The sequence below is a fragment of the Halorussus sp. MSC15.2 genome (genome assembly GCF_010747475.1).
Lineage (GTDB): Archaea > Halobacteriota > Halobacteria > Halobacteriales > Haladaptataceae > Halorussus.
Genome location: NZ_VSLZ01000009.1, coordinates 55,934 through 75,763, shown reverse-complemented (window position 1 = coordinate 75,763; position 19,830 = coordinate 55,934). Strand labels below are relative to the sequence as shown.

General features: G+C 62.2%; 18 protein-coding genes and 1 rRNA gene. 8 read left to right on the top strand and 11 right to left on the bottom strand.

Translation table 11 applies throughout. The annotated features are described in order from the left end of the window. Window positions 1-68, bottom strand: a 16S ribosomal RNA gene (locus FXF75_RS22255); the annotation flags it as partial. 649 nt (window positions 69-717) lie between these two features. Between FXF75_RS22255 and FXF75_RS21075 the strand changes: the two genes are divergently transcribed. Continuing rightward, on the top strand, window positions 718-918 hold the full coding sequence (locus tag FXF75_RS21075; protein WP_163524041.1) for a hypothetical protein: 201 nt from the start codon (window positions 718-720) through the stop codon (window positions 916-918). Between the two features lie 46 nt (window positions 919-964). On the opposite strand, the gene FXF75_RS21070 is transcribed toward FXF75_RS21075, so the two are convergent. Beyond that, window positions 965-1,273 (bottom strand): non-histone chromosomal MC1 family protein, encoded by a 309-nt coding sequence (locus FXF75_RS21070; protein WP_163524040.1) that lies wholly within the window; start codon window positions 1,271-1,273, stop codon window positions 965-967. A gap of 248 nt (window positions 1,274-1,521) precedes the next feature. On the opposite strand from FXF75_RS21070, the gene FXF75_RS21065 reads away from it, so the two are divergent. Then, window positions 1,522-1,719: a hypothetical protein gene (locus FXF75_RS21065; protein ID WP_115798291.1), complete on the top strand. Its 198-nt coding sequence runs from the start codon at window positions 1,522-1,524 to the stop codon at window positions 1,717-1,719. Window positions 1,720-1,764: 45 nt separating this feature from the next. Next, on the top strand, window positions 1,765-2,826 hold the full coding sequence (locus FXF75_RS21060) for a quinone-dependent dihydroorotate dehydrogenase (protein WP_163524039.1): 1,062 nt from the start codon (window positions 1,765-1,767) through the stop codon (window positions 2,824-2,826). A gap of 18 nt (window positions 2,827-2,844) precedes the next feature. On the opposite strand, the gene pheT is transcribed toward FXF75_RS21060, so the two are convergent. The 4 genes from pheT to FXF75_RS21040 all read right to left on the bottom strand — a co-directional run bounded on the left by pheT (window position 2,845) and on the right by FXF75_RS21040 (window position 8,890). Further along, on the bottom strand, window positions 2,845-4,596 hold the full coding sequence (gene pheT / locus FXF75_RS21055) for a phenylalanine--tRNA ligase subunit beta (protein WP_163524038.1): 1,752 nt from the start codon (window positions 4,594-4,596) through the stop codon (window positions 2,845-2,847). After that, window positions 4,596-6,104 (bottom strand): phenylalanine--tRNA ligase subunit alpha, encoded by a 1,509-nt coding sequence (locus FXF75_RS21050; protein WP_163524037.1) that lies wholly within the window; start codon window positions 6,102-6,104, stop codon window positions 4,596-4,598. Before FXF75_RS21050 ends, pheT begins: the two co-directional genes overlap by 1 nt. Before the next feature lie 269 nt (window positions 6,105-6,373). Next, window positions 6,374-7,552: an aspartate kinase gene (locus FXF75_RS21045; RefSeq protein WP_163524036.1), complete on the bottom strand. Its 1,179-nt coding sequence runs from the start codon at window positions 7,550-7,552 to the stop codon at window positions 6,374-6,376. A gap of 186 nt (window positions 7,553-7,738) precedes the next feature. Continuing rightward, window positions 7,739-8,890, bottom strand: a complete 1,152-nt coding sequence (locus tag FXF75_RS21040; RefSeq protein WP_163524035.1) for an ATPase domain-containing protein — start codon at window positions 8,888-8,890, stop codon at window positions 7,739-7,741. A 119-nt stretch (window positions 8,891-9,009) separates the two neighbouring features. Here FXF75_RS21040 and FXF75_RS21035 point away from each other — a divergent pair, with 119 nt between their 5' ends. Then, window positions 9,010-9,468: a hypothetical protein gene (locus FXF75_RS21035; RefSeq protein WP_163524034.1), complete on the top strand. Its 459-nt coding sequence runs from the start codon at window positions 9,010-9,012 to the stop codon at window positions 9,466-9,468. Between the two features lie 185 nt (window positions 9,469-9,653). Here the strand turns inward: FXF75_RS21035 and FXF75_RS21030 are convergent, their stop codons facing one another. Continuing rightward, entirely contained in the window at window positions 9,654-11,225 is a 1,572-nt protein-coding gene (locus FXF75_RS21030; protein ID WP_163524033.1) for a DNA-directed DNA polymerase II small subunit, read from the bottom strand. A gap of 111 nt (window positions 11,226-11,336) precedes the next feature. On the opposite strand from FXF75_RS21030, the gene FXF75_RS21025 reads away from it, so the two are divergent. After that, window positions 11,337-12,038 (top strand): S26 family signal peptidase, encoded by a 702-nt coding sequence (locus tag FXF75_RS21025; protein ID WP_163524032.1) that lies wholly within the window; start codon window positions 11,337-11,339, stop codon window positions 12,036-12,038. A gap of 107 nt (window positions 12,039-12,145) precedes the next feature. Here FXF75_RS21025 and FXF75_RS21020 read toward each other — a convergent pair whose 3' ends face one another. Together FXF75_RS21020 and FXF75_RS21015 are read right to left on the bottom strand one after the other, a co-directional pair. Continuing rightward, window positions 12,146-12,544 carry a hypothetical protein gene (locus tag FXF75_RS21020; protein ID WP_163524031.1) on the bottom strand — a complete coding sequence of 133 codons (399 nt, stop codon included), beginning with the start codon at window positions 12,542-12,544 and terminating at the stop codon, window positions 12,146-12,148. A 150-nt stretch (window positions 12,545-12,694) separates the two neighbouring features. Further along, complete coding sequence (locus FXF75_RS21015; protein ID WP_163524030.1) at window positions 12,695-14,188, bottom strand: Cdc6/Cdc18 family protein; 1,494 nt, start codon at window positions 14,186-14,188, stop codon at window positions 12,695-12,697. 1,607 nt (window positions 14,189-15,795) lie between these two features. Here FXF75_RS21015 and FXF75_RS21010 point away from each other — a divergent pair. Genes FXF75_RS21010 through FXF75_RS21000 form a run of 3 tightly spaced genes read left to right on the top strand, consistent with a single transcriptional unit; the run spans window position 15,796 to window position 17,562 of the window. After that, window positions 15,796-16,437 carry an Era-like GTP-binding protein gene (locus tag FXF75_RS21010; RefSeq protein ID WP_163524029.1) on the top strand — a complete coding sequence of 214 codons (642 nt, stop codon included), beginning with the start codon at window positions 15,796-15,798 and terminating at the stop codon, window positions 16,435-16,437. A 4-nt stretch (window positions 16,438-16,441) separates the two neighbouring features. Then, complete coding sequence (locus FXF75_RS21005; RefSeq protein ID WP_163524028.1) at window positions 16,442-16,831, top strand: DUF2073 domain-containing protein; 390 nt, start codon at window positions 16,442-16,444, stop codon at window positions 16,829-16,831. After that, window positions 16,831-17,562, top strand: coding sequence for a Zn-ribbon domain-containing protein (locus tag FXF75_RS21000; RefSeq protein ID WP_163524027.1), 732 nt, complete (start codon window positions 16,831-16,833; stop codon window positions 17,560-17,562). The genes FXF75_RS21005 and FXF75_RS21000 overlap by 1 nt, the downstream gene beginning before the upstream one ends. A 73-nt stretch (window positions 17,563-17,635) precedes the next feature. On the opposite strand, the gene FXF75_RS20995 is transcribed toward FXF75_RS21000, so the two are convergent. Next, on the bottom strand, window positions 17,636-18,490 hold the full coding sequence (locus FXF75_RS20995; protein WP_163524026.1) for an endonuclease/exonuclease/phosphatase family protein: 855 nt from the start codon (window positions 18,488-18,490) through the stop codon (window positions 17,636-17,638). Window positions 18,491-18,582: 92 nt separating this feature from the next. Then, window positions 18,583-19,773, bottom strand: coding sequence for a sugar MFS transporter (locus tag FXF75_RS20990; protein WP_163524025.1), 1,191 nt, complete (start codon window positions 19,771-19,773; stop codon window positions 18,583-18,585). Between the last annotated feature and the right edge of the window lie 57 nt (window positions 19,774-19,830).

The following is a 19,830-nucleotide window of genomic DNA, read 5'->3' as shown; positions in this document are numbered from 1 at the left end:
GACCCGTGCAACTAGCATGGCTAAATCGGATTCCGATAGCAATGGCCTCCGGCAGGATCAACCGGAATGGTTGCCGAGCGCGTAATGGCCCGGTGGGTTTCTGGCGGAGACACATATATCGTGTCTATCTTCTAGGTCCGTCAGTTCGACGACCCCGGACCGAATCGTTGGTCGGGTGTCACCGAACTGCCAGGGCTAACATCAGATTCCATCGTGTACGGCGGACCGCAGGGGTGGAATCCTCATTTCCTTCGGACCAGAACGTTGGTGTCGATGGGTCATAAACCCATCGAACCTCGGCCGGGTCCGAGACTGCGAGACGAGTTGAACGTCTCGCGAATCGCATTGCGTCTTTTGCTGCGTTTGGTTCGAGGTGCCCGTATCAGTTAAGGGCGTCGAACCGTGGTCGGCCTTCGGTGGGAAGACCCCCGAAGGCTCGGTCACGTCCAATCCGAGTGGCCTTGTACACTTAAGGGCACCGGATTGGACGTGTGGTCGCCGTCCCGAATCGCGGGACGACGAGGACATCCATTCCGAGTGGCCTTATACACTTAAGGGCACCGGATTGGGGCGTTATGCGAGAGGTGGCCGAGACGTCTGATAAAGACGCCGATTCTCGCCACCTCTCGGAGGCCCAAACCACCGGACCTCGTTCGCATTCAAACGAATGGCCGGGTTACACTTAAGGCCGTCGAACCAGAACGACAACGGGGTGCGATGACGTGGCACCCGTCGTGCGATTCGAAGGAGAACTCGACGTTGACCGTAGTATCAGATGTTGCGCGGGAGGAGAACGAGCCGGTCATCCTGCGCATCGTGCGCATCGTCTCGGCGGGTGTAGCCCGCGCAGACGACGGTACGGAGTACGTGGTCAAGAATCCTCCCCATCTCGTCCGTGTGTGGAAGACAAGTGTGTGACTAGACGGGGGTAGCAAATACGGATGAGAAGTCGTTACCGACCGCGCTATTCATCGAGGTGTTCGATGCCCTGCTTCGAGACGTTAGCTTCGGTTATCTCGTTTGGCATCCAATCAGGTTTGTCGTCGGGTGCCGTCTCGTTCCACGCCCAACCATCGTAGATGTGGACCTTGTCGGTGCCCTTCTCTCGGAGTCGTAGTTCTGTGCGGTCGGCAGCATCTTCGGACGATGCTGGGTCGAGGCGTCGCGCAGCTTTCAGTGCGGCCTGCCGAGGAGTGTTTCCTGAGAAGACACTACTCTCGTCACCGTCCGATTCTCGAAGAGCGAAGTTTCGTTTACCGTCTTCACGTACCATGGTTTTTCCTCCATGCCAATCCAGCACAGGACCCATTATAAATATATCGCCGATATGAGCCGTTCTCGTCGAAAGACTTATATGGTATATTCCTGCCGTCAGGCGGTTTGAGACGAATTTACGAACCGACGAGAGACGCGTCGCGGACAACGTATTGGAATACAGACGTGGTTTCGGGCGAAAACGGGGTAGGTTGGTAGAAAACACTTAAGTATAATCTGGGGCGAACGTACGCGTACAATACCGCGATGGTACGGAAAAAGAAGCTCAGCCCCAGTGGCGCAAAAGGCGAGGACGGCGAGTATCACAACGTCCACATCAACCTGCACGAGGACGAACTCGCTGTCGCTGGCATGGACATCGGCGACGAGGTGTTCGTGCGCGTCAGGGAAGACAAAATCATCATCCAGAAGGCTGACAAAGACGAGGTCGAACACGAATTCTGAGCCGGAACGAGAGCTTTTTGCCACCGGAGTCAGGGTAAACGGATGATGAACGCGTACCAGTTGGTGAAACCACTTCTCTTCGGACTTCCCGCCGAGACGGCCCACGACGTGGTCCACGCGGGGATGCGGGCCGCACAGGGGACGCCGGTAACGGACGTGCTCCGTAATCGGTATTTCGTGGACGACGACCGCCTGCGAACCGACGCGTTCGGTCAACAGTTCTCGAACCCGGTCGGTGTCGCCGCGGGATTCGACAAGAACGCACAGGTACCCTCGTTACTGGCGAGTCTCGGCTTCGGCCACGTCGAAGTCGGCGGCGTCACGGCCGAGGCCCAGTCGGGGAACCCGCGCCCGCGGATGTTTCGCCTGCGCGAGGACGAGGGCATCGTCAACCGCATGGGACTGAACAACCACGGCGCGGACGCAGTGGGCGAGCGCCTTGCGGGCACGGCCGCGGACGCGTCCGTCCCGGTCGGCGTCAACCTCGCCAAGACCGAACACGTTACCACCGCCGACGCGCCCGAAGATTACCGTTACACCTACGAGCGTGTCGCCGAGGGAGGGGATTTCTTCGTGGTCAACGTCTCCTGCCCCAACTCGGAGGGGTTCCGCGACCTCCAGAACCGGGATTCGATGGAGGCCATCCTCACGACGCTACAGGACGCGGGCGCAAGTCCGCTCCTCGTCAAGCTCTCGCCCGACCTCCCGGACCCCGCGGTCGAGGACGCGCTCGACCTCGTGAACGAACTCGGTCTCGATGGCGTCATCGCGACGAACACCACGACCGACCGCCCCGACACCCTCCGGAGCCACAATCGCGCCGAAGGAGGCGGCTTGTCTGGCAAGCCCATCGAGCCGCGCGCCACGGAGATGGCCCGGTTCGTCGCCGAGCGCGTGGACGTCCCGGTCGTCGGCGTCGGCGGCGTGTTCACGGCCGAAGACGCGTACCGGAAGATACGCGCGGGCGCGCACGTAGTTCAGTTGTACACTGGCCTCGTCTACCGCGGCCCCGGCATCGCACGCGACATCAACGAGGGCCTTCTCGACCTGCTGGAACGCGACGGGTTCGACTCGGTGGAAGACGCGGTGGGCGCGGACTTGGACTGACGGGGAAGAACAGGAGGACTATTCGAGCGCGTCGAGTCGGAACTCGAAGCCAGCGACCGGCAGTTCGAGGTCGTGTTCGACCAACACTTCCGGGTGAATCTCGCCGATGACGCCGACTGCCTCCCCGTCGACGACGACCTCGGCGACTCGCCCGTCGATGAACGTCGGATGGTCGGTGGCGGGCGTCTCCAGTTCCACGTCGAAGTTGCGCGCGACCGCTTGCAGGCGGGCCTTGGCGTCCTCGTAGGAGGCGTCGTGGCGTGCGAGTACCCCGGCGACGGTGCGCCGCTCCGCGACGCCGGTGTTCTCGCTCTCGTCCACGCGTGCCGCGAGACCGACCTCCGCGAGGTCCTGCGGGTAGCCGCGATGGGTGTTGTTTTCGAGAACCATCAACAGCGAGGGGAGCGCCCACGTCCGGAGCATGGTGTAGTCCTCGCTGTACGGTTCGAGGATGGTCGCGGGTTCGTCCGCGCCGAGAACGTCCGCGTCCGACGCGTCACCGTCTTCGCCCGGCCGCGGGAGTCCCATCCGGTCGAAGTTCTCCGCCTCGCTTATCATGTGGAAGTTCAGGAGGTCCTCGAAGCCGAGACCGACCAGCAGTTCGCGGGCGGCGTCTTCGAGTTTCGAGCGGTCGTGGCGACCGCCGACCGTCCCGACGTCGGGGTAGCGGGGTTCGAGGTCGTTGAACCCGTACGCTCTGCCCACGTCGTCCACGATGTCGAGGGGGTGGAGTACGTCCACTCGGTAGGGCGGCACTTCGACCTCGTAGGCGAGTTCGTCGTCACCGACTTCCTCGGTCGCCGCGTCGAGACCCGAGCGTTCGAGCAGGTCCAGCACGCGCTCGGCGCTCAGGTCGATGCCGAGCATGCTCTCGATGCGCTCGTGAGTGACGGTCTTGTGACGGACCTCGAAGTCGGGCCGGACGAGCGTCCGGTCGGGGTACTCGACCTCGACCTCCTCGACCTTCGCGCCGCGAGCGTCGAGGGCGTAGCAGATGATGTTGCACATGTGGTCGATGGTCCACTGGTCGGTGCCGGTCAGTTCCACGAACAGGTCCCGGGAGTCGGTCGAGACCTCGGTCCGGCGACCGTTGATGACCGGCGGGAACGAGAACAGTCCGATGTCGTCGTAGATAGCCGGATACCGGTCGTACTCGGCGACGAGGTCGGCGTACGTTTCGCCGGTCGGGTGCGAGCGAAGGACCTCCGCGGGCGTCATCTCCGTGTCTGAGTCGAGGGGGACGAAGGTGTCGCCGTCGGGGTCGATGCCGCGATAGGTGATGGAGTTGCCGACCTCCGTCTGGCCCTCCGCGGACGCCGCGCGGCCCTTCAGCATCGTCAGGTCGTGGATACCGATAGCGCCCTTCGCGCGCTTGCGGCCCATCGTCGCGTGGAGTTTCTCCTGCAACTGGATGAGCGAGTCGAGCGCCTCCTCGTCGAGGTCCACGTCCCGAATCACCGCGCCGGTGACGTAGGGGCGCTCGTCGGGGACGCTCTCGTCCACCTCGATGGTCCAGTCCGCGTCGTTCGTCCCGGGGACGTAGACGCCCCGGTCGTCGCCGTACTGGTAGCGAAGCGAGCGCGCGACCCCTTCGACCGAGAGGCGGTCGAGTCGGTCGGGGGCGAACTCGAGTTGGAGGTCGCCCTCCTCGGTCCGGCCCTCGAACTCCAGTCCGAGGGCGAACATGTCGTCGATGAGTTCGTCGTCGCTCTTCTCGTCGCGGCCGGTCAGGTCCCGGAGTTCGTCGGGATTCACGTCTACGACAGGCATCAGTGTAGCACCTCCGTCTCGCGGAGCAGTTCGAGGTCGGCGAGCGTCCCGTGGATGTCGCGGATGTCCTCGAAGCCGTACATCAGCATCAGCAGGCGTTCGAGCGAGAGTCCCCACGCCATCACGTCGCAATCGACGCCGAGGGGTCGGAGGACCTCCTCGCGGAACATCCCGCTGTTGCCGACCTCGACTAGTTCGCCCGTAGTCGGGTGTTCGCCGAACAGTTCGAAACTCGGCTCCGTGTAGGGGTTGTAGTGGGGTTTGTACCGGAGGTCGGTGATGCCGAACTGCTCGTAGAACTCCTCGAAGGTCCCCATCAGGTCCCGGACCGACAGGTCCTCGGCCATCACCCACCCCTCTATCTGGAAGAACTCCAGCAGGTGAGTCGGGTCGAGAGTGTCGTTTCGGTACACCTTCTCGACGCTGAAGAACCGCTGGGGCGGTTCCAGTTCACCGACCTCGTGGCCCGAGAGGTAGCGCATCGATAGCGAAGTGGTGTGTCCGCGTAGCGCGATGGCGCGCGCGAAGTCCTCGGACCACGGCGAGTGATACCCCTCGCCGTCCTCGCCGACGCCGTTGTGGTGGGCGTCCTCGACGCGCCCGACGAGGTCCTCGGGCAGGTCGTCGATTTCGGTCGGGTTCGAGAGGGCGAACCGGTCCCAGTGGGTCCGCGCCGGGTGGTCCTGCGGCATGAACAGCGCGTCGTTTATCCAGAAGTCCGCGTCGGCGTGAGGACCTTCCATCTCCTCGAATCCCATCCCGACCAGCGTGTCCTTCACTCGGTTCGCGGTCTGGCGCAGGATATGGGTCTTCCCGCCGTCGATGCGCTCGGCGTCGGCCTCGACGTTGTACTCGGCGAACTCCACGTCGCGCCACTCGCCGGACGTGAGCATCTCCGGGGTCAGTTGTCCGACCGTCTCGGCCGTCTCGACGCCCTCCATCATCGCGGTCACGCCCTCGTCGGTCAGCGTCACCGAGCGTACTGTCGATTCGGAGATAGCGACGAGTCCGCGGCTTTCCAACTGCTCCAGCACGGTCTCGTCCTCGACCGACTCGTCCGCGTCGAGTGCGGCGAGTGCGGCGTACTCGGCGTCGCTCTCGGGGTCGGCGTCCGGGTCGGCCGTGATTTCGCCGTTCTCGATTGTCCCGTACCCCTTCCGGGCGTAGTTCGAGAGCGCGATGTCCACCTGCGGCCCTTCCAGTCCGGACTGGCCGATGACCCGGCCCATCTGGACCGACCCCTCGTCGGCCCCCGCGTCCGCGGCGGCCTCGTAGAGTCGGACCTCGGGGAGACCGTCTCGGAGGTACTCGCGCGCCTCCTCAGTCAGCGTCACCGTCTCGTCGGTGGACTCCTCGACCGTCACGAGTCCCGCCGACTCCAGTTCGAAGGCCGCGCCCGTCACCGTCTCGGGTTTCAGGTCGGTGTCGGCGGCCAGTTGTTCGATACTCCGTGCGTCGTTCGCGCTCGCGGCTTGCAGCACCGCGACCTGTGATTCTGGTAGTTTCATCGTGCGTCAGGCTCTCTTTGCTGATACCGTGCCCGTGCGTCCGTTTATCGTTTCTGAAGCGCGGCCGAGCAGTCGAGGCGGCCGCGAGCGAACGGTTTCGTCCCCGCCGGGGTCCTCGCCCGGCCCGGGAGTCCGCCGCTCGGTCAGGACGCGAAGAAGAAGCCGAACCCCGCGGACTGTCGCCGTGGCTGGCGGACGCGACCACCGTTCGGGGGTTCGGATGGCATACTCGGGAGTTGTCCGTAACCGGTAAAAAACGTTCCGGGGCTTCAGAACTCGTTCTGGATGATGTCCAGCGTCTCCTCGCGGTCCGACCAGTCCACGAAGACGGCGACGCTCGTCGCACTGGTGATGAGGTCGTGGATGTTGATGTGGGCGTCCGCGATGGGGTTGACGAGGTTCCGGATGACGCCCGGTTGGTTCGGGAGTTCGCCGCCCATCACCCGGACGACGGCAACGTCGTCGTCCACGGTGACGCTCGACAGCGATTGTTCCTCGATGACTTCGCGGTGGAGGATGTTCTCTGCTCGTTCGGCCACCGTCTCGTCCACGTAGAACGTGACCGAGTCCATCCCGCTCGCCACCGCATCGACGTTGATGTCGCTGTCGCCGAGCGCCGTCGAGAGTTCCTGCAGGATGCCGGGTCGGTTTCGGATGGCCCGGCCCGCGACCGTGAGACAGGCGAGTCGTTCCTCGCGCATATCGATGAGGCTCTCGAACTCGCCGATGATGTCGGTGCCGCCCGCCAGCAGGTCGCCGTGCTGGTAGTGGACGACGCGGACGCTCAGGTTCTCGTCCTTGTAGGAGAGCGCGCTCGGAGCGACGACTTCCGCGCCGCGGAATGAGAGGTTACGGAGTTCGTCCACCGAGATTTCGCCGACGTTCCGCGCGCCCTCCACCACGTGGGGGTCGCCGGTCATGACGCCCTCGACGTCGGTCACGATGACCACCTCGTCGGCGTCCATGTAGTTGCCGAGCATGACGGCGGTGGTGTCCGAACCGCCCCGACCCAGCGTCGTCACGTTGCCCTCGGGGTCCTCCGCGAGGAACCCGGTGACGACAGGGACCACGCCGTCGAGTTCCGCGGCGAGTTCCGCGGCGGCCTCTCTGGTCCGTTCGGCGTCGAGTTCGCCGTGTTCGTCGGTGAACACCGGCCAGCGCTCGCTGCCGGGTTCCACGAAGACGGCCTCGACGCCGCGGGCCGCGAGGGCGGCCTTCAGCATCCGGACGCTGGTTCGCTCGCCCATGCTGACGATTTCGGCCCTGTCCGACTCGTCGGTCTCGAACTCTATCTCGTCGAGGAGGTCGTCGGTCGTGTTACCCATCGCGCTGGCGACCACCGCGATTTCGTGGCCCTGCGCCACGGCGTCGGCCACCGAGTCGGCGGCCCGATTGATTCGGTCGCCGCTTCCGAGACTCGTTCCGCCGAACTTGGCTACTACTCGCATACTATCACCTGTGAATCCGAGGACCCCCGTGCGGGACGCTGATGCATGCGAGAGGCTAACTCTGGCACGCAGATAACTGCTTCCATGTCTGAGAAGCTTGCCACCCCCCGAATTTCGTGTCTGTTCGCTACCAATCTCTCGTCCACTCGCTGTCAATCCCACGTCCACGCGCTGCCGGTATCGCGTCTACTCGCCGCCGGTCTCGGCGACCTCCGGGTTCTCGGCGTCGGACTCGTCCTCAGTTCGGCCGCGTTCGTCGCCGGGGGTATCACCGCCTTCCACGCGCTCGTCGGTCTCGTCCATCTCGGCTATCGGGTCGAACGTGACCAGTCCCTTTCCGGCGGTGAACTCGTAGGCGACCCACTCGGGGATGGCGAGGACGCCGTTCATCTTCCGGATGCGGATTCGCTTGATGAGCGTGTCCTTCACGATGGAACCCGTCACCTGCATGTCCACGATGCCGTCGACGGCGTAGCCGAGGTCGTGGGGAAAACTCTCCTCTTCGCCGGTGAACGTCCCGCCCGCGAAGACCGGAACGAACCGTCCCTTGCAGACGTCCGCTCGAACGTCCTTCACGAAGTTGTACGCCTGCACGGGTTGGACGAGCGTCCCGAACTCGGTCAGCGAGTCCACGACGACGATGCCGCGGTCGCTCATCGACAGCGCTTCGAGGCAATTGTCGAGTTTGTTGTGGAGTTCGGTCACGTCGCTGGGGTCTCGGACGGTCTGGGTCACCGACTTCGTGACGCCGTAGATGTGGCGGTTCCACTCGTCCATGCGCTCGAACATGCGCTCGCGGTCGCGGTCGTCCATTCGGTAGGTGAAACAGTCCATGACGTGAAGTTGGCCCGACTCCAGATACGGCAGGACGTTCCAGTCGAGCGAGAGGAACCCCTCGACCACCGAGACGGGCGGTTCGGTGAACGTGACGACGGTGGCGGGTTCGTCGCGTTCCAAGGCCCGCCAGACGAGTTCGGCCCGGAGGGCGTCGTCGCGCGCGCCCTCGTCGTTCGACAGCAGGACGAACGAGTTTCGGGGGAACCCCTGCGGGAGGAACCTGTCCAGTCCCGAGACGCCGGTTCGGACGCGCCGGAACCCGTGGTACTCCGTGCAAGCGCGGTCGCTCTCGGCCATCGCGTCCCGGCAGGCCTCGGTGCAGAACTCGTAGACAGTACCTCCTCGTTCGAGCGTCACCGGGTCGGTCGGAATCGGGAGACGGCAGTAGTCACAGCGGTCGGAGTTGGGAGGTTCCGAGGAGTTCAATGCAGCGTCGGAGACTTCCGAATCGGGGTCGGCGGCATCGGCCGTCTCGGGGGCGGAGTCGTCCGTGCCATGCATGTTCTTGACAAAGTGCTGCAAGCGAAAAAGCTCTGTTCACCGCAACTGGGGTGATACGTCTACTCGTCAACAGGAACTCCCCGCGGGCTTTAACTTAGTCCGCGGTCGATACGTGAACAATGAACGTGCGCGACGCAGTCGAAGACGACGGGGAGGTACTGGGCGAACTCGCCGACGCCCCGGCCGAGGTGATGCGCAACGTGGTCCACGACCGGACGGTCCGAGTCGCCGAAACCGACGCTGACGACCAGAACGCAGGTACCGAAAGCGACGGGGACGACGAGACGTCCGAGATAGTGGGCTTCGTCGGATTCGACGCGATGCCCGGGACGGTCCGGGTGACGTACCTCCGGGGGTCCCGGGAGGCGCGCGAGCGACTGCTGGAAGAGCCGGTCCGGTTCGCCCGGAAGGAGGACATGGCCGTCGAGGCGCTGGTGCCCGAGGACGAGGCGGATACCAGAGAAGTAGTCGAGGCCGCCGGGTTCCAGCAGGCGGGGACCGGTCCGCGGTTCGAGGGCGGTCGGACGCTGGAATATCGTCTCGACCACTCGGTGAACGCGAATTCTACGCGCCGTTGAGTACTGGCGTGTCCGTCCGACAGGTACCTCCACGTCCGTCGGACATCCACGTCCGTCTGACATTCACGTCCAAGAAGCATCCCCGTCCGATAGATAGCGACGCCGACGTCCGTCGGTAGGGTGAGTCAACCCGCTAACCCCTTCGTTTCAGGTGGAACATAACCGTCGCCGTTCGGAGCAGTCGGTCAGCTGAACTGCCGGACGGTCATGTCGAGCGTGTCGAGGTCGAGGATGGGCGCGAACCCGGCGTCGGGGTCGATGTTCACGGACTTCTGGAAGTCGGTCTGTGCCTGCCAGCACCCGGAGTTGACCGCGAGGACGTTGTGGTACTTTCCCCATCCGAGTTTATGGACGTGGCCGGTGTGGAACACGTCCGGAACCGAGTCCATCACGAGGTAGTCCTTCTCCTCGGGGGCGAGGCGAGTCTTCCCGCCGAACTGAGGCGCAACGTGGCGTTTCTTCAGGAGTTGGTACATAGCCTTGTGCGGTTCGTCGTAACTGGCCTTCTCGTCGGGTAGTTCGGCGATGACTTCGTCGAGCGAGACGCCGTGGTACATCAGGATATCGACGCCTTCGAGCGTGACGGTCGAGGGGTTGCCCGAGATTCGCGCGTCGTGAACCGACATGATGTCCCGCAACTCCTCGTCGAAACCGGGTTGGGGTTCGGCGAGTCGGACGGCGTCGTGGTTGCCGGGAATCATGACGATTTCGAGGTCGCCGGGCACCTCCTTGAGGTACTCCGAGAACTGTTCGTACTGCTCGTAGAGGTCCACGATGTCGAGTTCCTCGTCCTGATTCGGATAGACCCCGACCCCCTCCACCATGTCGCCCGCGATGAGCAGGTACTCGACGTTCTCGGCCTCGGGCGTGTGTAGCCAGTCGGCGAAGCGCGACCACGCCTCCCCCATGAACTCCTGACTGCCGACGTGAACGTCGCTGATGAGCGCGGCCTGAACGTGACGGTCTGCGGTCGAAGGCTGGTAGGTCCGGGGCACGTCGGGGAAGTACAGCGAGTCTACGAACAGGATACCGTCTCCGTCGCCGTTGTCGTCCGAGAGCGTCCCTTCGACCGCGATTATCTCGTCGAAGAGGAGTTCGTCGACCGTGTCGGCGAACTCGCGGTCCTTCATGACGAGACAGGGGTAGGTCCCGCTCGTGTCCTCCAACTCGATTAGCCAGTGGCCGCTAGCGGTCGAGCGAATGTCGCTTATCATCCCGACAATCGCCGTCTCGCCGCCGCCGGGCATCTCGCCGACGACCGAAGTCGGACGAGCGTTGACCCGCGAACGCAACTGCTTCGAGAGGCGCTTGAATCGGTCCTGAAACACGGAGACGAAATCGTCGTACTCGCCGGTTCCAGTACTCTCGCCGGTCACGTTACCCGTGATTTCGACCGACCGGGCGTCGAGGTCCGGGTCCCGAATCGACTCGTCGGGCCGAGAGACGTCGGCGACGGCTTCGCCGACATCGTTTACCCCCTTCGTTTCTCCTGCAGAGGTCGATTTCTTCCCCGACTCGTTCCCGTTATCAGGTCCAGTCGAAACGGAGGACCTCTGTTCCGGTTCGAGGTCTGCGAGGACGCTCTCGACGTGGTCCGAGGAGAGTTTCAGAGCGTCTTCGGGAGCGCGCTCGACGGCCGCGTCGAGCGCGGCGTCCGGGTCGGTGGCCCGCGCGAGGAGCGTCACGGCCTCGCGGTCGGCGTTGTAGCCGCGACTGGTGAGTTCACTGACGATACGGGCCGGGGTCTCCAACGGCACGTGTTTCACATTTCGGGGGGTCGTCAAAAGCGCATCGTTCGGCCGACGCGCGACCGGGGTTCGTCTTGCACCCGGAAAATTGACAACCTCGGAACGGCAAGGTGGGGTCGAATGAGTTCTCCCCGAGACGGTCCATCTTCTGAGGGGCCAGCGACGGACGGCGGCGAACCGACCGAGGAGGAGTCGGGTCCGCTCGCTCCCGTCCACCGGTTCCGCAACAGCGAGAATCAGGTGGTCGTGTTCGTGCGCGAGATGTTGAGCAGCGCGGGTATCGTCCTCGCTATCGGTCTCCTCCTGTTCGCCGTCAGCGGGGTCTGGCCCCCGATGGTGGCCATCGAGAGCGGGAGCATGCAGCCGAACATGGAGAAGGGCGACCTCGTGTTCATCATGGAGGAGGGTCGACTCGCGCCCGCGGCCGCCCAGCAAGGCACCGGAGTCGTCACGTATCAGGCCGGGAAGGAAGCCGGTTACAAGAAGTTCAACCGCTACGGAGACGTGGTAGTGTATCAACCGTACGGGAGTTCGCAGGAGACGCCGATAATCCACCGCGCCAGATTCTGGGTCGAAGACGGGGAGAACTGGTACGACGAGGCGAAAAAGCAGTACCTTCCGGAGGGCGTCGACAACTGTCGCGAACTGTCGAACTGCCCGGCGTCCCACGCGGGGTTCATCACGAAGGGTGACCACAACGGGTTCTACGACCAGTCCCGCGGAATATCGAACGTCGTCAAGCCCGGCTGGATTCGCGGTACCGCCGAGGTCCGAATCCCGTACCTCGGATACGTGAGGCTGAAGTTCTCCGGGAAAATTTAGACGACCGCCGATTGTCCGAGAATCGTTTTCGTACCGTCCGAGCGTCGACGTTCGGTTCCTCGAAAAGCGGGGACGAATGTGGGCGTCTCGAAACTCGCCGCGTTCTCTCAGGTGGGGTCCGGAATGACCTCACCGTCGAGCGTAGCGACGACGTTGTCGCTGTACTCGTTGATGGTGAAGTCGTCGGGCGAGTCGGGACTGCCGTTGTACTTCACGACGTCGTAGCCGGGTGAGAACGCGCCCGAGTCCACGTAGCTCTCGATTCGGACGCTGTCACCGCCTGCTCGGGCGTCGAGGTCGTCGCCCTCCCAGTTTTCCGTCGTGTAGTCGCTCGCGTAGATGACGGTTCTGAAGGCTCCGCTACCGCCGTCAGCCTCGACTCGGAGGGTGTGTTCGTACGCCGCGGAGGCGGGAGCGCCGACGACACTGATTCCCGACAGAACGCCGGCGGTTGCCGCACTCTTCTTCAACACTGCTCTCCGGGTAGCAGGGTTCATTTCCGGCATACATCCATACAATGATGCCCGAGCGATAAAAAAATGTTTCTTACCTATAATTATGTAATTGTATTTTAGTGGAGTTCGCGTATGTATGATTATCTCATCCGTACAGAGTACGTCTCGCGAAGACGAAGAGGTCCGTCCGAAGACGGGGATTCAATTGTCGAACCGAGCCTGTACGAACGGTTGGACGCTCTCGATGTCGCCGAGACGCGAGTCGGACATCAGCACGGCCTCGGTCTCGTCGATGGGTACCGAGAGGCTAATCTCCTTGGTCCGACCGTACCGGCCCTTGCTGACGACCACGGCGTTGACGATGCCGAGCATGTCGAGTTCGCTGATGAGGTCGGTGACGCGGCGCTGAGTGAGGACGTCGGCGTCTATCTCCTCGCAGAGGCGCTTGTAGATATTGTACACCTCGCCGGTGTTGACGTTGTGGACACCGTTCTTCTCCAGCGAGATGATGGAGAAGAGGACGAGTTTCGACTGCGTGGGAAGCGTGCGGACGACTTCGACCACGCGGTCGAGTTCAATCTTCTCCTGGGCCTTCCGGACGTGCTTCTCGTTGACGCCCTCGGCTTGGTCGCGTTCGGCGAGTTCGCCCGCGGTCCGAAGGAGGTCGAGCGCGCGCCGGGCGTCACCGTGTTCCTGCGCGGCGAACGCGGCGCAGAGCGGGATTACGTCGTCCGAGAGCGCGTCGGCCTTGAACGCGACCTCCGCGCGGTGCTGGAGGATGTCTCGGAGCTGGTTGGCGTCGTACGGCGGGAAGACTATCTCCTCCTCGCCGAGGCTCGATTTGACGCGGGGGTCGAGGAAGTCGGTGAACTTGAGGTCGTTCGAGATGCCGATAATGGAGACCCGCGAGTTCTCGAGTTCGGAGTTCATCCGCGAGAGGTTGTAGAGGGTGTCGTCGCCAGACTTCTCGACCAGTTTGTCGATTTCGTCCAACATGATGACGACTACTCGCTCCTCGTAGTCGACGGCCTCGAAAAACGTGTTGTAGACGCGGTCGGTCGGCCATCCGGTCATGGGAACCGATTCCATCTCCTCGCGGTCGTCTTCTAATTCGTCGATGCGCGCGTCGACGGCCTCGGCGGAATCGAACGCGGTGTCGGAGAGTCGAGAGGGGTCGGAACTCGCGCCTTCGCGGAGCGTCGCGAGTTCTTCGAGGCGGTCGTCCACGAACTCTTGGTTGTTCTCGATGAACTTGTTGGCGAGTTGTGCGAGGACGCGATACTGCGTGTCGGTCACCTCGCAGTTGATGTACTCGACGTTACAGGGGACGTCGTACTTCTGGGACGTGCTTTCGAGTTCCTTGCTGACGAACTTCGCGCTGGCGGTCTTGCCGGTCCCCGTCTTACCGTAGATGAGGATGTTCGAGGGCGTCTCTCCGCGAAGCGCGGCGACGAGAATCGTCGCCATGTTGTTGATTTGGTCCTTCCGGTGGGGAAGTTCGTGCGGCGTGTACGACGGTCGCAGGACCTCCTTGTTCTCGAATATCGGTTCGCCGGACAACAGGTCGTCGAAGAGTCCCTGATCGTCGTCCTCGTCGTCGTCGAAGACCACGTCGTCGAGATCGACGTTGTCGAAGTTTCGGTCGGGACTCACGTCGACCGCGTCGTCCGTCGGTTGCGTGTTTTCGTCTGTCATGCGTACGTTTCGACCCCTCTGTTTCAGGTGGAAGACGCGCGTCGCGCGGTGAGATTTCGGCAAAACCGACCGAAGGAACCGGGATGCCGAATCCGAGAAGTGGCGAACGCGTCCAGTTGATGCAGGAGAACCAAAGGTCCAGCAGGGTATTAAACTCTTTCTTCTTTCGGCTCAGTTCGGACAAAATCAGACGTGAAGTATCGGAAGCGACGGACGCTCACACGGACTGTCCCGGAGAAGTGGAGGTCGGAGAGCGGGAAGTAGAAATTGGAGAGCGGTAGTACAGAAGTAGAAAGGAAGACGAAGGAAGTCGAAGCAGGTGTAGGAAGGAGAAGAAGAGTATCGAGACGTACGTGCGAGGAAATCTTGGTATCCGAGGTTGCAGTTCCTCAGTATCGGGATTTGCGGATACATTAAACGAGGAATTAGAAGCTAAAGGACCACGAAAGAACCGCCGTCGCGTCGAAATACCTTCGCTTCGGATGCTTGGTAATAGATTCGTATCGTCTGCATCACTATCCGTCGCCCGTCGTTTCATCTAGAGACCATCCACGGCTGTCAGTACCGTCATCGAAACAGGCGACGTTTCGATTAGAGAGAAGGCATTCGAACGCAGGTAATCGAGTACGAGAGAACGGGTATCTCCTCAGGATATCAGCTCTTCCTTGCAGATTGTTACCGTAAGTCACTCGTGGAAGGGTTGAGCGATACGCGGAGGTCGGTGAGAGAGTCGGATGTTTAGCGGGGGCCTCCCCCACCCCTCCGTTTCGAGTGGAACGGCTTAGAGGAGGGAGGGGTGGGCAGAAGACCGCGCATAATAGGGGAAAGGTTTATTACAATAGCGATAAAACAATATCCGCAAACTAACCAATTTTCTAGGAATAGGAGTGTGGGGACGTTAGTTCAACCTTTTCTCCGAGCGGAACGAGAATGCTGCCAACCCCACGGCCCCACCTTCGACAACTCCACCTGAAACGAGGGGGTGGGGGTGGTGAACCTCCGACTGGCTACTGTCCATCCGTCGAACCGCTTCGATTTTCCGACTCTCAGCTACGCTACGTCTCCCGTCTACTTCAACTTCCGTTTCACCAGCTTGGTCACTGAAACCAGAAGGCAGGGGTGGGTCCACCCGCCACGTCGTTTGGTTTCCGTCCTCGATACCCCACCGTTTCAACTGGAGCCGCGTCTCCGTCGTTTCCCTCGCTTGAGTTTCGGTCTTCCGTCTGGTCTCCCTCTCGTTTGCTCTGTGTTCACGGCTTCTCCGTTTGCCTCGTTGCTCTCCCGCTTCTCGTCTCCGTTGGTCTTCCTACTGTTCGTTTTCGTTTCGTTTCGATTTCGTTTTCGTCACGTTGTTTCGACCGTCAGGCGAGATTGAACTCCTACCTATAATACAAACAATGTATTCGTATTGGTTGGATATCGGTATTAGTGACTCACCGATTCTCGAGCTATCGCCGACGACTCGTTTCGGTTCGACCGACCAATGCTACCGAATAGACACCTTTCGGAGTGGTGTCTGACATAGGTTTAAGTAGGTGGGATATAGTTGTTCGCGCAACAGCCCCGTGACGGTTCCGTTCGCCGATAGTGGGGTCTGGGAGGAAAGGATGGGATTGTTTACGGACCTGAAAGACAGCATTTCCCGCGTTACGGACAAGCTCTTCTCCGCGCAGGAGCCGAAGCGTATCGGTATCTACGGCCCGCCGAATGCCGGAAAAACGACCCTCGCGAACCGCATCGCGCGCGACTGGACCGGTGACGCAGTCGGTCCCGAGAGTCACATTCCGCACGAGACTCGCCGGGCACGTCGAAAAGAAAACGTCGAAATCGAGCGCGACGGTAAGACGGTGTCCATCGACATCGTCGACACACCGGGCGTGACGACCAAAGTGGACTACGAGGAGTTCCTCGACCACGACATGGAGAAGGACGACGCCGTGCGTCGTTCCCGCGAAGCCACGGAGGGCGTCGCGGAGGCGATGCACTGGCTCCGCGAGGACGTCGATGGGGTCATCTACGTGCTCGACAGCACGACCGACCCCTTCACGCAGGTCAACACCATGCTCATCGGTATCATCGAGAGTCAGGACCTCCCGGTTCTCATTCTCGCCAACAAGACCGACCTCGAGGACTCGAGCGTCCAGCGCATCCGCAACGCCTTCCCGCAACACGAGACGATTCCGCTCTCCGCGCTCGAAGGCGACAACATGGACGAAGTGTACGCCAAAATCGCGGAGTACTTCGGGTGATACCATGCCGGAAGTGACAGAGGACGACCCGAACGGCGGCGTCCAGATAGACCTCATCGGTGCCGACCGCATGGCCGAGATGGCCTCGATGGAGAAGATACGGATGATTCTGGACGGGGTTCGTGACGGCAACATCGTCATCCTCGAAACGGGTCTCTCCCCCGACGAGGAGAGCAAACTCATCGAAGTGACGATGACCGAAATCAGCCCCGACGAGTTCAACGGCATCGAAATCGAGACCTACCCGCGTTCGGAGACCGCCGACCAGAGCTTCCTCGACCGATTGATGGGCAAAGAGTCCACGCAGAAGCTCACCGTCATCGGCCCGGCGAACCAGATAGAGACGCTCCACAAGGACGAGAACCTCATCAGCGCCCTCGTCTCACGTAAATAATGCCTCACCAGTGTACTAACTGCGGCCGGTCGTTTCAGGACGGTTCGAAGCAGATGCTCTCGGGCTGTCCCGACTGCGGCGGCAACAAGTTCCAGTTCCAGCCCGCCGGAGCCGCAGAGCGCAACACTGGTGAGACCGGGTCGAGAACGGCGTCACCCGCGACGCAACCGAAGAAGGCTCCCGAAAACGTCAGGTCGGATGGGGACGATGCACCCGAAACCGGGGGCGACGACCACGCCAACGCCGTCAACAGGGCGGCGGCCACGGTCCGTGACTGGGTCGGTACGGGAGACGACACCGAGACGCAGAACACCCGAGCAACTACTCAGCCCGACCGTACCGGGAACCCCAGCCCTCGGACCTCGGCCGACGCGACTGGAAGTGCTGCCCCCGTCGCCGAGGATTCGGCGCAGGCCAACGCTCGCCGCGACGTCGTGAACGAGTCGGAACTCCCCGACGAACCGGCCAACGCCCCACCTGACACGGTGCCGAAGGGCGACTCGGACGCGGAGGCGAACGTCGTCGATACCCCCGACGACGAGAATCCGGGCCTCGAAGAACTCCGAGAGGAACTCAACAGCCAGTTCGAGAGCATCCGCATCGTCGAACCCGGCCAGTACGAACTCAACCTGATGGAACTGTACGAGCGCGAGGAGTACATCATCTCCCTGAAGGAAGACGGCAAGTACGTCATCGAGGTACCGGACGCGTGGGACGCGACCGAACGATAACCGTAGGACGCGACCGACCGGTAGTCGTCTTCTCGCGGTAGGGACGCGGACTCGACTTTTGGATGACGGACGGTCAGTACGCGCTTCTCTCTCGGGACCCCTCGAAGCACACGTCCGCCAGCACTGGAAAGTGGTCCGACGGTGGTCGGTCGTCCCACCGTTCTCTGACGATGCCGTGCTGGTACACCGAAACGTCGTCGGTCGCGAACACGTAGTCGATTTTGGCGTCAGGTTCCCCCTCGAAGGCGTCGAACGTCACCGTGGGACCGTAGTGGCCGTTCTCGGATTCGCGCTTCGCGTCGAACAACTGCCAGCCCGACTGCTCTTCGGCGGTGAGTTCTCGGTACGGGCCGTCGGACTTGGTGCAGTTGAGGTCACCCGTCACGACGACGGGGTCGGAACCCGCGATGTCGGACGCTCGTCTTCGGAGAAGCCTCGCGCTTTCTACCCTCGCGGTGTCGCCCCGATGGTCGAGGTGAGTGTTGAACAGGTAGAATCGCGTCTGCGATTCGGTGTCGCGGAGCTTCGCCCACGTCACGATTCGAGGTCGTGCGGCGTTCCAGCCGACGCTCCCCGCCACTGTGGGCGACTCTGAAAGCCAAAACGTCGAGGTATCGAGGAGTTCGAACCTGCTCGGCCGATATCCGATAGGAACGTGTTCGCCCTTCGTGTCACCGTCTGCGCGCCCTACGCCGACCCATTCGATGCCGGGTGTCTGTCCGTCGATATAGTCTAACTGATGCTTCAGTGGCTCCTGTAGTCCGACGAGGTCCGGCTTGTGAAATCGAAGCACGCTGGCGACCATCTCCTTCCGCTCGGGCCACGCGTGTTCGCCGTCGGAGTCGGTATCGTAGCGCACGTTGAACGACATCACTCTCGACGGAGCCGAGGCCTCGAAATCGACGGATTCGGAAGCGTTGCCTGACATGGGTGCCGTAGCCTTAGTTCTCTGTCCATTCGTAAATAGTCGTTCCGGGGAACTGTCTCCCCGATGTCGTCACGAAGGGAGTCTCGCGCGAGTCACCCCTGTGCCGGGACGCTACTCTGTCCGGTCCGCTGGTCGACCAGTTTCGTCACCACCACGATGCTAGCGAACAGCGTCGCGAGTACGATTATCAACTTCATCGAGAGGAAGATATCGCGGTAATCCGCGATGAAGCCCATGAGGACCGGGAAACTCGCCATTCCGGCGTAGAAGGCGCTCGTCGCGATAGCGTTCACGGGACCGCTGAACTCCGGCGAAGTCTCCACGCCGAACGCGACCATGTTCGGATAGATACCCGACTGAAGCACGCCCATCAGTGCGATACCAGCGAGCAGTACCACCCACGTGGACGTCGAGAAGACGACGTAGGCGGTCGGCACGAGGAGAACGCCGATGGTGATGACGAGGTTGATGTATTGGACTCGCTCGGAGATGTACGTGTAGACGAGTCGGCCGGGGACGTAGGAGACGAGAAACAGCGAGAGGACCGAGTTAGCGGAGGATTGAGAGAACGACTTTCCGACGTAGTACGGAAGCCACGTGAAGATACCGCCCTCGACGCCGCCGCCGATGAACATCGCGACGGCCATCCCGACGATACCCGTCTTTCGAATGATGTGGCGCAGTGCTCCGAGGTCGAGTTCCTCCTCCGTCCCCGGTTCGAGCGGGAGGTCCGTCCTCGAGACGAGTATCGCGACCGGAACGAACGTGACCGCCAGTCCGAGATAGGCGAACTGCCAGCTTCCGGCGGCTACCGACGCGGTCACCAAGAGCGGTCCGATGGTCGCTCCGACCGCCCACGCGAGGTCGTACATGTTGAATATTCGCCCACGGGAGGTGGGGTAGAGGTGACTCAGAATCGGCCTGTCGAGACCTCGGAACAGTCCCGTCGCGACTCCTCGGACGAACAGTGCTCCGAGGAACGCGACGAAGGTGGGTGCGAGACCCATCACGAACATGCACGCCGAGACTATCAGCGAACCCACTAGGAGGAACCGCTTCATGTTCACTCGACCTGCGACCGTTCCCATGACGACGACGCAGAGGACGAACCCGACCGTTCCGGCTGGTGCGACGAGTCCCAGCATGCTGGCCGACACCGCGAACTGCTGTTTCAGTTCCGGGACGAGCGCGCCCCGCATCTGGAACCCGACCGCTTCGAGTCCGACGAAGGTCAGGATAGTGACTAGCCAGAGTCGCCTGTTCTCGGGCGGTTCTTCCGTCATCGGTTGTCGCCTCCTCGTTCCATTTGCGACGCCCCTCGATTACTTTCGTGGGAAAGT

Coding starts and splice junctions, on each gene's coding strand:
- FXF75_RS21075 (WP_163524041.1), top strand. CDS start 718: ATGACGTGGCACCCGTCGTGCGATTCGAAGGAGAACTCGACGTTGACC.
- FXF75_RS21035 (WP_163524034.1), top strand. CDS start 9,010: ATGAACGTGCGCGACGCAGTCGAAGACGACGGGGAGGTACTGGGCGAA.
- FXF75_RS20990 (WP_163524025.1), bottom strand. CDS start 19,773: ATGACGGAAGAACCGCCCGAGAACAGGCGACTCTGGCTAGTCACTATC.
- FXF75_RS21005 (WP_163524028.1), top strand. CDS start 16,442: ATGCCGGAAGTGACAGAGGACGACCCGAACGGCGGCGTCCAGATAGAC.
- FXF75_RS20995 (WP_163524026.1), bottom strand. CDS start 18,490: ATGTCAGGCAACGCTTCCGAATCCGTCGATTTCGAGGCCTCGGCTCCG.
- FXF75_RS21010 (WP_163524029.1), top strand. CDS start 15,796: ATGGGATTGTTTACGGACCTGAAAGACAGCATTTCCCGCGTTACGGAC.
- FXF75_RS21065 (WP_115798291.1), top strand. CDS start 1,522: ATGGTACGGAAAAAGAAGCTCAGCCCCAGTGGCGCAAAAGGCGAGGAC.
- FXF75_RS21015 (WP_163524030.1), bottom strand. CDS start 14,188: ATGACAGACGAAAACACGCAACCGACGGACGACGCGGTCGACGTGAGT.
- pheT (WP_163524038.1), bottom strand. CDS start 4,596: ATGCCTGTCGTAGACGTGAATCCCGACGAACTCCGGGACCTGACCGGC.
- FXF75_RS21025 (WP_163524032.1), top strand. CDS start 11,337: ATGAGTTCTCCCCGAGACGGTCCATCTTCTGAGGGGCCAGCGACGGAC.
- FXF75_RS21000 (WP_163524027.1), top strand. CDS start 16,831: ATGCCTCACCAGTGTACTAACTGCGGCCGGTCGTTTCAGGACGGTTCG.
- FXF75_RS21045 (WP_163524036.1), bottom strand. CDS start 7,552: ATGCGAGTAGTAGCCAAGTTCGGCGGAACGAGTCTCGGAAGCGGCGAC.
- FXF75_RS21060 (WP_163524039.1), top strand. CDS start 1,765: ATGAACGCGTACCAGTTGGTGAAACCACTTCTCTTCGGACTTCCCGCC.
- FXF75_RS21070 (WP_163524040.1), bottom strand. CDS start 1,273: ATGGTACGTGAAGACGGTAAACGAAACTTCGCTCTTCGAGAATCGGAC.
- FXF75_RS21050 (WP_163524037.1), bottom strand. CDS start 6,104: ATGAAACTACCAGAATCACAGGTCGCGGTGCTGCAAGCCGCGAGCGCG.
- FXF75_RS21020 (WP_163524031.1), bottom strand. CDS start 12,544: ATGCCGGAAATGAACCCTGCTACCCGGAGAGCAGTGTTGAAGAAGAGT.
- FXF75_RS21040 (WP_163524035.1), bottom strand. CDS start 8,890: ATGCATGGCACGGACGACTCCGCCCCCGAGACGGCCGATGCCGCCGAC.